Annotated in this window: 10 protein-coding genes and 1 tRNA gene; 4 read left to right on the forward strand and 7 right to left on the reverse strand. The window is 73.4% G+C overall.

Features of this window, described 5'->3' with window-relative positions; translation table 11 throughout:
• Window positions 1-123: 123 nt before the first annotated feature.
• Window positions 124-951: an alpha/beta fold hydrolase gene (locus tag AC07BS_RS33925; protein WP_478935447.1), complete on the forward strand. Its 828-nt coding sequence runs from the start codon at window positions 124-126 to the stop codon at window positions 949-951.
• 104 nt (window positions 952-1,055) lie between these two features.
• On the opposite strand, the gene AC07BS_RS33930 is transcribed toward AC07BS_RS33925, so the two are convergent.
• Both AC07BS_RS33930 and AC07BS_RS33935 read right to left on the reverse strand, forming a co-directional pair.
• On the reverse strand, window positions 1,056-1,736 hold the full coding sequence (locus AC07BS_RS33930; RefSeq protein WP_478639639.1) for an HAD family hydrolase: 681 nt from the start codon (window positions 1,734-1,736) through the stop codon (window positions 1,056-1,058).
• Complete coding sequence (locus AC07BS_RS33935) at window positions 1,723-2,904, reverse strand: acyl-CoA dehydrogenase family protein (RefSeq protein WP_478639641.1); 1,182 nt, start codon at window positions 2,902-2,904, stop codon at window positions 1,723-1,725. The genes AC07BS_RS33930 and AC07BS_RS33935 overlap by 14 nt, the downstream gene beginning before the upstream one ends.
• Before the next feature lie 114 nt (window positions 2,905-3,018).
• Here AC07BS_RS33935 and AC07BS_RS33940 point away from each other — a divergent pair, with 114 nt between their 5' ends.
• A complete protein-coding gene (locus tag AC07BS_RS33940) occupies window positions 3,019-3,606 on the forward strand; it encodes a TetR family transcriptional regulator (protein WP_478639643.1) in 588 nt (195 codons plus the stop codon).
• Window positions 3,607-3,669: 63 nt separating this feature from the next.
• Here AC07BS_RS33940 and AC07BS_RS33945 read toward each other — a convergent pair whose 3' ends face one another.
• Complete coding sequence (locus tag AC07BS_RS33945) at window positions 3,670-4,728, reverse strand: ScbA/BarX family gamma-butyrolactone biosynthesis protein (RefSeq protein WP_478935448.1); 1,059 nt, start codon at window positions 4,726-4,728, stop codon at window positions 3,670-3,672.
• A 167-nt stretch (window positions 4,729-4,895) separates the two neighbouring features.
• Here AC07BS_RS33945 and AC07BS_RS33950 point away from each other — a divergent pair, with 167 nt between their 5' ends.
• A complete protein-coding gene (locus AC07BS_RS33950; RefSeq protein ID WP_478639644.1) occupies window positions 4,896-5,555 on the forward strand; it encodes a ScbR family autoregulator-binding transcription factor in 660 nt (219 codons plus the stop codon).
• 19 nt (window positions 5,556-5,574) lie between these two features.
• Here AC07BS_RS33950 and AC07BS_RS33955 read toward each other — a convergent pair whose 3' ends face one another.
• The 4 genes from AC07BS_RS33955 to AC07BS_RS33970 all read right to left on the reverse strand — a co-directional run bounded on the left by AC07BS_RS33955 (window position 5,575) and on the right by AC07BS_RS33970 (window position 8,849).
• Complete coding sequence (locus tag AC07BS_RS33955) at window positions 5,575-7,158, reverse strand: MmgE/PrpD family protein (protein ID WP_478639647.1); 1,584 nt, start codon at window positions 7,156-7,158, stop codon at window positions 5,575-5,577.
• A 133-nt stretch (window positions 7,159-7,291) separates the two neighbouring features.
• A complete protein-coding gene (locus AC07BS_RS33960; protein ID WP_478639648.1) occupies window positions 7,292-7,660 on the reverse strand; it encodes a nuclear transport factor 2 family protein in 369 nt (122 codons plus the stop codon).
• 108 nt (window positions 7,661-7,768) lie between these two features.
• On the reverse strand, window positions 7,769-8,728 hold the full coding sequence (locus AC07BS_RS33965; protein WP_478639650.1) for a diacylglycerol/lipid kinase family protein: 960 nt from the start codon (window positions 8,726-8,728) through the stop codon (window positions 7,769-7,771).
• Window positions 8,729-8,759: 31 nt separating this feature from the next.
• Window positions 8,760-8,849: transfer RNA gene (locus tag AC07BS_RS33970), tRNA-Cys, on the reverse strand.
• A gap of 270 nt (window positions 8,850-9,119) precedes the next feature.
• Here AC07BS_RS33970 and AC07BS_RS33975 point away from each other — a divergent pair.
• Entirely contained in the window at window positions 9,120-9,560 is a 441-nt protein-coding gene (locus tag AC07BS_RS33975) for a hypothetical protein (protein WP_478639651.1), read from the forward strand.
• The last annotated feature ends 171 nt before the right edge of the window (window positions 9,561-9,731 follow it).

Genomic DNA, 9,731 nt, shown 5'->3' on the forward strand with positions numbered 1-9,731 from the left:
CCCCCCCCCCCCCCCCCCCCCCCCCCCCCCCCCCCCCCCCCCCCCCCCCCCCCCCCCCCCCCCCCCCCCCCCCCCCCCCCCCCCCCCGCGCCCGTCACCCCCTGCTACGGCCCGGAGGCCGCCATGCCATTCGTCAGCACACGGGACGGAACGCACCTCTTCTACAACGACTGGGGCACCGGACGGCCGGTGGTCCTGCTCGGCGCGGCGATGCTGAACTCCCGGATGTGGGAGTTCCAGGCGCCCCGCCTCGTCCGGCACGGACTGCGCTGCGTCACCTACGACCGGCGGGGCTGCGGTCTGTCGGACTGGCCGTGGGAGGGCTACGACTACGACACGCTGGCCGGTGACCTCGCGGACCTGCTCGACCAGCTGGACCTGCGCGACGCGGCCCTGGTCGGCTACGCGGCGGGCGCCGGCGAGGCGGTGCGCTACCTGGCCCGCTATGGCTCGGAGCGCGTCACACGGCTGGCGCTCGTCTCCCCGACGACGCCGTTCGTGATGCGGGCCGAGGACAACCCCGACGGCGTCGACCTCGCGCTCTTCGAGGAGATGGCGGCGGCGCTGGAACGGGACCGGCCCGCGTGGACGGCCGCCGGCACGGCGGCGTTCCTCGGCGGCGCCGGGGCCGACGGGCGTGACACCGTCTCCCCGGAACTGACCGACTGGCTGGTGCGGACGGCTCTGGACTCCTCCCCCCGCGCCAACGTGGAGGTCTACCGCACGCTGTTCACCACGGACCAGCGGGCCGAGCTCGCCAAGGTCGACGTGCCCACGCTGATCGTCCACGGCGACGCCGACGCGGCCGCCCCCTACGGGCTGTGCGGCGTACGGACCGCCGAGCTGGTGCCGGACAGCACGTTCGTGACCTACGAGGGCGCGGCGCACGGCCTCTTCGCCACCCACGCCGACCGGCTCGGCACGGACCTGTGCGCCTTCCTGGCCGGATGACGGGATGACGGACGGGAAGACGGGATGACGGGATGACGGCCGTACGGGCCCCCGGGGGTGTCGTCCCCGGGGGCCCGTACGGCCGTGCTCGCGCGGTCGGCCGGTCAGCGGCCGCCGGCCCCGGCCGGCCGCTCCGCGTCCGCCAGCGCCCGGCCCAGGCCGGACAGCTCGTCGACCGCGACGCGGTGCCCGACCTCCAGCAGCATCGGCAGGTCGGAGATGTGGTCTCCGTAGCCGAAGCAGTCCGCCGGGTCGATGTGCGGGTAGCGGGCCAGCAGTTCCCGGACCGCGGTGCGCTTGCCCTCCCCGATGACGGGTTCGCCGAGCAGCCGCCCGGTGAAGACCGGGCCGCAGCGCTCCATGCGGGCGGCGAGCACGTGGGCGGCGCCGACCGCCTCGGCCAGCGGCGCCAGCAGGGCCGGGATCGATCCGGAGACCAGGGCGAGGACCGCTCCCTCGGCGCGGTGCCGGATCAGCCGGACGAGGGTCTCGGCGATGAAGAAGTCCTCGTCGCCGGCGCGTTCGGCCAGCCAGCGGCGGGCCGCCTCCTCGACCGCGGCGGCCGGCTCGCCCCGCCAGGTGCGGTAGTAGGCGCGGTTGGCCTCCTCCCGGGACAGGCCGCCGGCCACCCGGGCGAGCAGTCCGTCCAGCAGCTCCCGGGCCCGTAACGTGCCCTCGGCCCCGTACCGGCCCGCCAGATAGAACCGGAGGAAGTCGATGGGGCTCTTGCAGGTGATCAGGGTCTCGTCCACGTCGCAGAAGACCAGACGCTCACGCCGTTCCAAGGGATGCCTCCATGACGGTTCCGGACTCGGACAGGACGGCCGCGGCGTACGCGGCGGCCGCGGTTTCGGTGTTGAGCACACCGTGGGCGGCGACGGTGTGGACGTCCCTCCAGCACCGCTGGAGCTCGCCGTCCACCCGGGCGTGGATGCCGCCGGTGCGGAAGAGCCGTTCGACGCCCTTGACCAGGAGGTCGGCGGCGGCCGCGGCGTCGCGCTGGTTGCGGGCGACGGTGCGCTCCGTGACAGGTCCCGCGTCCCCCCGCGCCGCGGCGGCCGTCAGCAGGAGCCGGGCGGCTTCGATGTCGCTGCCCGAACGGGCGAGGGTGCGGTGCAGCGACCGCTCGCTCCCCCCTGCTCCGCCGGCGGCGGCGATCGTCCGCGCCGCCCACGCCGACCAGACGTCCAGCGCCCGCTCGGCGGCGCCGAGCGCGGTGGCGCAGAAGATGAGGCCGCTGACCAGGTGGCCCGGCACCGTGTGGCAGCGGGACCGGCCCGGTCCGCTCGCGCCCCGCAGCAGGTCCGCGAGGAGCAGCGAGCGGTGGGAGGGGACGTACGCGGCGTCGGTGACGACGGTGTTGCTGCCGGTGGCGCGCAGTCCCGTGCTGTGCCAGGAGTCGCGGACGGTGAAGTCGTCCCGGGGCACGGCCAGCAGCCGGGGCACGGGTCCGGTGTCCGACGCCGTGACCGCGGCGAGCAGCACCCAGTCGGCGTGGTCCACTCCGCTGACGCACTCCCACTCCCCGCTCAGCAGCCAGCCGTCGTCGAGCGGGACGGCGGTGCCGGAGGGGGTCACCGAGGCCCCGATGCGGACGTCCGGGGTGTGCGACCACAGGTCGCGCTGCCCCTGGGCGGGCAGGAAGGCGGCGAACCGGCCGTGGGCGGCCCACAGCGCCCCGCACCAGGCGGCCGAGGCGTCGCCGCCCGCCACCGCGGCGACACCGTCGAGCAGCTCGGTGAAGGTGCCCTCGCGTCCGCCCCAAGCACGGGGTACGAAGTACCGGGCGAACCCCGCGTCCGTCAGGGCGCGTACCGTGTCCGGATCGAGCCGGCGGCCGCGCTCGGCCTCGGCCGCGTTCCAGGTCGCGGAGGCCGTGGCCTCCAGCGCGTCGGCGAGCAGCGGGGCTTCGGCCCCGTCGGCCCGGCGCGGTGCGTGCTGCGGTTGGAACATGTAGTGGACTCCTCGGATCACAACTATAATTCCTTCATGCAGGTATGTTCCGTGCCTGGATCACTTCTGCTGTGCGACAACCATCCGTCCCGACCCCTTCGAAGGAGGCGCACCGTGGCCAGGCAGGCGCGCGCCCTACGTACGTACGACCAAGTGCTGGAGGCGGCCGCGCACGAATTCGCGGAACACGGCTACGCCCGGACCAATCTGCAGAACGTCGCCGACCGCACGGGCCTGACGAAGGGCGCCGTCTACGGGCACTTCTCCTCCAAGGAGGAGCTCGCCACGGTCATGGCCGGCCATCTGGACTCCGCCACCGGGGTCCTGCTGGAGGACGCCCGGCAGTCCGGCGACCCGGCGCTGGACCGGCTCGGCCGTCTGATCCGTTCCCTGGCCGAGCTCTTCGAGAAGGACGTCCGGGCCCGGGCGGCCCTCCGGCTGGCGGTCGAGACCGCCCGCGCGGACATCGAGCCCCCGCGCGCCTTCCACGACGTCCTGAACAGCACCCGGCAGCTGGTGCGCGAGATCCAGGACGAGGGACACCTCGACCCGGGGCTCCCGCCGCAGGCGGTCACCGACCTGGTGATGTCCGTTGTCTTCGGCTCGCACTACCTGGCGACCGCGAGCGGCCGCGACGACACGGCCGACCGGGTGGACACCATGTGGGGGATGCTGACGCGGACCCTGGCCGCGTCGGGCTGAGCGGCCCCCGCACGGACGGCCGTTCACCGGTGGCCGGCGGTGCGCCGGCCGTCGGACCGGCCGTCAGAGGCCGGCCTCGCAGACGACGTGCCGCGCGGTGCCGGGAACGGTCGTGCCCGGTGCCGGGGCCCACTCGAGCGTGGTCGCGGCCACCCGGGACTCCCCCTGCACGGCGGCGATCCGCATCCGCACCGAGGCGTCCGGCGCCACCGTGTACTCCTCCACGACCAGCCGCACCGGTTCGCCCCACTCGGCGAAGGCCAGGCACTCCGTCGCGGCCCCGGTGAGCACGTACCTCCCGTCGCCGTCCGGGGCGCCGGCCTCGTGGGCCAGGAGGTGGCCGAGCTGACGGAAACCCTCCAGGATCGCCATGAGGGGCAGATGGTCGGTGGGGTGGTCGAAGAGGACCGCGTGGTCCGGGTCGGGACGCAACAGCCACGCGTCGCTCTCCGGATCCGGGGCCACCACGCAGTCCTTGTCGCGCAACCGGCCCACCCGGTGGGGTGGTTCGGTGCCGCGCCCGCGTGGCTGCTCCGCACCCTCGTCGGGCCCGGGCCTCCTGGACAGCTCGCGCAGCATGGAGTAGCTTCTGGCGTCCACCGCGAACCCTCTCAGATCGCCGCGGCCGCACACCCGGCCGTCCACCACGAGCTCGACCTCGACACACATGCCGTACCGGCGGGGCCGCTTGCCGTCCCACGCCCACCTGACCTCCAGGAGGACAGGCAGCGGAGCACCGCCGACGCGCAGCGACGCGGGCTCCGTGATCTCTATGTTCAAGTGTCTGACGACGAATTGATAGCCCATGGGGATGCCGAACCAGGCGTGGGCCAGGTAGAAAACAGCCTGACGAATCGTCTCCGCGAACAGGAGGGGGTCGGCCAGGCCGTTGCCGTCCGGATGATAGAGCGCGTGGTCGCGGGGCCACTGCGCCGCTACCACGAAACCGCCGTCGTCCTCACGGATTCCGTCCGTGACGAACACCTCGGCGACAGCCGCCCTATGGACCAGCTGCCGGGAGATAGGCTGCAGGAAAGTGAGTTGGGGAGTACCGACGGATCCGGTGTCCGGGTCGGCATAGAGGCCGACACCATCCATCGGTACCACTGAGCGCTGCTGCATGATCCCTCCACCCAAATCAACGAGCCACACTGGTGGAACTAACGTTCGAGTCCGGGGTGCTGCAGAACAAATATACCTTTGAGAAGGTATATTACAAGGGGCGAGAGTGAAGCAGGAGCACAACAGAGCACCAGAGCCATGAGCACCGCACAGTACGGAGAGATGAGATGAAGGTCGACAACGACCAGCGAAACGGGCACAAGCGACTCTCGCGCAAGGCGGTGTCCGGGCCTGACCGGGCACCGCAGTTGAAGCAGGAGCGCGCCGTCCGCACGCGCGGGGTGATCCTCAACGCGGCGGCGAAGGCCTTCGCCGACCGGGGGTTCCCCGACGTCACGATCATCGACATCGCCGACCGGGCCGGCATGACCAAGGGTGCCGTCTACTTCCACTTCGGGAGCAAGGAGGCGCTCGCCGTCGCGGTGACCGACGAGTTCTACCGCTTCCTCTCCACGGTCATGCGCCCCGCCCTGGAGTCCGACCGGACGCCGCTGCAGAAGGTCGACGACCTGCTCATGCTCGCCGCCCTCTCCTTCCGCGAGGACCCCATCACCCAGGCCGGCGCCCGGCTGCAGATCGAGCGTCAGAACATCGGCGTCGAGATGCCGATGCCGTACGTCCACTTCACGCAGCTGATCGAGGAGCTGCTGGTGCAGGCCGAGCGGGACGGCGAACTCCCCGCGGGCACCCGCCCCGATGTCCTGGCCCGGGTGCTGCGGTCCGCGGTCTTCGGTGCCCAGCACATCTCCTGGGTGCTGGACGACCGCGCCGACGTCGTCGAGCGCACCCGCGAGATCCTCGACACCGTGCTGCGCGGCCGGAACTGACCTCCCGCCGACGGCCGGCTCAGTCCATGAGCGCGGCCTCCACCCACCGGCGTACTCCCCGCGCCCTCATCCGGTGCAACCGCCCCACGGATTCGGCGACCTCGGGCGATCCGCCGACCGCCAGGAACTTCTCGCGCACCAGCTGCCCGTGCCGGGCACGGGTGTCGGGGCCGGCGGCGCCGAGGGGGATGAGCCGTTCCCGGGTCACGGTCCGGCCGTCCCTCAGCCGCACGGTGACCCGCGCGCCGGTGGCCTTCGTGGACCGGGAGAAGTCGCGTTCCTCCCTCTCCACGGAGCCGACCAGATCGACCAGCGCGTCGCCGCCGAAGTCCCGCAGCCACGGCGTGGCCCGCGGGCCGGCCTCCCGGACCGCCTCCCCGAAGGGCGCCTCGGAGCGGAAGAGCTCCCGGGTCATGTGCTCGTCGTGCTCCAGCCGCACCCGTCCGGCCAGCTGCCAGCGCCGCCGCTCGTCCACCCGCGGCGAGGAGAAGTCCTCCACCCCGAAGTGCCCCGTCAGCAGCGTCGTCGCCACCGGGTAGGGGATGTCGAGGACGAGCGCGCCCAGCGGCGATCCCGGGCCCGTCACATACGTCGCCGCGCGCTTCCCCGCGAACAGGGTGTACAGCGAGGCCTCGACGACGATCTCCTCGACGTCGTCCGGGTGGAGCGAGCCCAGCACCCGGTGGATGTCCGCGGCGCAGTCCACGGCCGCGTCGATGCCCGGGCCGCCCGGGTGCATCTTGAACGACAGGGTCTCGGTGTGCCAGCGCCGGCCGAGGCCCTCCGTGATCACATCGGGCAGCGGCACGGTGGAGAAGCGGGCCAGGAAGCCGTCCTGGTGCTCCATGATGTCCGGCGCGCCGCGCAGCCCGGCCTCGGCCGCGTCACAGGCGTCCATGGCCGTGCGCACCGGGGTGAAGGTGTTGAACAGCCGCGCGTCGCTGGCCAGGAAGGCGCGCATCAGCGGCCAGTTGGGCATGGCGAAGGCGAGGCCGAAGGCGTTCTCCCACAGCGCGGCCGGGGCCCGCTCGGCGTGCAGCCGGCCCGCGACGGCGCCGGCGAGATGGGTGTGGACCGCGCTCTGCCCGCGCAGCGGGCCCAGGGTGGCGGCGGCCGTCAGGCGGGCCGCGCACTCGTTGGCGGCCACGACGGCGGTCAGCAGCGACAGCCCGTCGAGGCGGCGGGCGTAGGCGAAGGCGAGCGGCACCGCGACGGTGGAGTTGGACAGGTGGCCCGCGTAGGCGGTGTCGTCGAGGTTGAGCCAGGAGCCCAGGGCGGCGAGGACCCCGGCGGCGTTCTTGGGATCGCTCTGCACGGGGTGGCCGAACGCGGAGATGAGCTGGCGGCCCAGCGGGTGCTCCAGGCCGGCCCGGATGGAGGCGACCTGCGACAGCACCTGGCTGGCGGCCAGTTTCAGCACCCGGCAGGGGATGTCGTCCGGGTGGAGGGCGGCGGCCCAGCGGGACAGCCGCTGCAAGGGGGTGCGCGCCGTGCCGGGGTGGTCGGCGCGGCTCGGGGCGTACGGGACCGGGCGCGCGTCCGGTGGGACCGCCCACTCCTCGCACAGGGCCCGCACGAGGTCGGGGCCGAGGACATCCACCATGGCTGACACGCCCCTTGTCGGAGGAGGTACGAGGAGAGGTACGAGGAGAGGTACGAGAGGTGCGGGGGAAACGGGGGCGGGGAGCGGCGGGCGGGTGCCCACCGCTCCCCCACCGGGGTGACCCGGTGCTCGATCAGGCGGCCGGGACCTTGTCGAGGAAGCCGTAGACGCCCTTGATGCGGCCGTCCTCGGCGGTCTCGATCACGTCGAAGCCGATCGCGATGGGCTCGGCGCCGGGCTCGGTGACCAGGGCCCACTGGAAGCGGGCCAGGTTGTGGTGCGCGTCCACGGTGCCGTGCAGCTCGAAGAGCAGGCCCTTGAACTGCTCCTGGGCGCCCGCGAAGACCGCGGCGATGCCCTCGTGACCGGTGACGGCGGCCAGCGGGTCGGTGTAGGGAGCGTCCTCGGTGAACAGCTCCGCGACGGCCTTCGCGCGCTTCTCGGCGTCCGTCTCGTTCCAGGCGGCCAGGTAGCGGGTGGCGAGACCGGTGAGGTCGCTCATGCTGACTCCAACTTCGTATCGTTTTTCCGAAATATTGACGCCGGTGGCGCCAAGTCTGGGTGGGCGGCCGGCCCGGGCGGGCCCGGACCGGCCGGTCAGGCGGCTCGGTCAGGGCAGTTCGGCCGGGGCCCAGACGGACAGGGCTCCCGCGCGGACCTCGAAGGTCGCGGTGGTGCCGATGCCCTGCTGGTACTCGCCGTCGTGCTCCAGGGGCAGTCGCTGCCCGTCGGTCCGCTCGACGACGACGGTGCGGCCGCGCGCGTAGACCGTGGCCGGGTGCCGCATGTGGGCGGCGGTCCGGGTGAGTTCGGGGACCTGGGACGCGGGGACGTCACCGCCGATGACGCAGACGTCGAGCAGCCCGTCGTCCAGCCGCGACTCGGGCAGGACGCGGTAGGTGCCGCCCCGGTAGGGGCCGCCGCCGACGTTGGCCAGGACCGTGGGGCCCTCGTGGACGACACGGCCGTCGACGGTGACCCGGCCCGGGTACGGGGGGTACGCGGCGGCGGTGTCGGCGAACGCCTTGACGTAGCGGGCGCGTCCGGTGAGCGGGACGTCCCGGGCCGTGATCAGGGCGTCGGCGATCACGCCGCTGCAGGAGCCCAGGAAGACCGCGTTGCCCGTCTCGCGCAGCAGGGCGACGTCGAGGCGGTGGGCGCGGGCGGTGCCGCCGGGGCCGCTGTCGGTGAGGACCGCCTTGAGGGCGTCCTGCCAGGGGCAGTCGTCCCAGAGCATGCGGTAGGCGGAGTTGCCGGTGCCGCCGGGCACGATGGCCAGGGAGGCCGCGTGCCCGCCGGGGAGGACGAGACCCTGCACCACTTCGCGCACGGTGCCGTCGCCGCCGACCGCGACGATCAGGTCGGGGGCCGTGCCCGCGCCGCCGGCCGCCGCGCGCGCCACCTCGGTGGCGTCGCCGGGGCCGGTGGTCAGATAGGTCTCGGTGGATTCCAGGTGGGCTCCGCACAGGTCGGCGATCTCCCGTACCAGCCGCGGGCTGTGGCTGCCGGAGGCGGGGTTCGCGACGATCAGGGCCCTGGTGGGGGCCGTGCCGGTGGCTCGGTCTGCCATGTCGGGCGTACTCCTCCTCGTTGCGGTCGTGCGGAGAGGGCAGGATTCGAACCTGCGCGGGCCGTGAAGACCCGACCGGGCGTGTGCCCGGACCCCGTTGGGCCGCTTCGGGTACCTCTCCTCGCCGGGGGCCGGCGTCCGGTTTCCTCCGGGCCGCTCCTTCCGACACCCATGACTCTGCCAGGGGCCGCTGACAGGAGGCTGACTCCACGCTGTCATCCGCCGGCGTCCCGGCACCGCCCCCCGGATTCCGTTTTCGTACCGCGAGGGTGCTCGCGTGTAAGCGCGCTGTCAGCGGCTGCTGCCACGCTCGGGGAGATGTCCGCGCCCGGACCCGTACGCCCCCGGGCGCACCCTCCCCCGTGTTCAACGGACTCACAGGAGAGCTCTCATGACGACCTACCAGACCGCGGCGCAGCGCACGGACCTCGGTTCCGCCTCCGCGGCCAAGCCGCTGCGCGTGTTCCTCGCCCTCGACGCCGTGATCACCACCGGCAACGGGCTGATCTACCTGCTCGGCGCCGGTCCGGTCGGCGACCTGCTGGACCTGTCGACCGGCTTCCTGCGCGGCATCGGCGCCTTCCTCACGGTCTACGGCCTCCTCGTGGCGCTGGTGGCCTCCCGTCCGGTGCCCTCGTCCTTCGCCACCAAGCTGGTCATCGAGGGCAACCTGCTGTGGGCGGTGGCCAGCGTGGCGGCGCTGGCGTTCGGCTGGGTCGACCCCAACACCGTGGGCACCGTGTGGACCCCGGTGCAGGCCGTGGTCGTGGCCGCGTTCGCGTTCCTGCAGATGTCGGGGCTGAAGAAGCTGAGCGGCCGTTCGTCCGGCTGACGCCGGTCGCGTCCGGTCCTCTTTCCGCGAACGGGGGGGGGGGGGGGGGGAGGGGGGGGGGGGGGGGGGGGGGGGGTGGGGGGGGGTCGGGGGGGGGGGGGGGGGGGGTACGTACGAGGCCGGTGGGCTGATCGACGTGCTCGGCGTGGCCGCCGTGGTGCTCGAACGGGA

It is taken from the genome of Streptomyces sp. NPDC044063, from assembly GCF_056434285.1.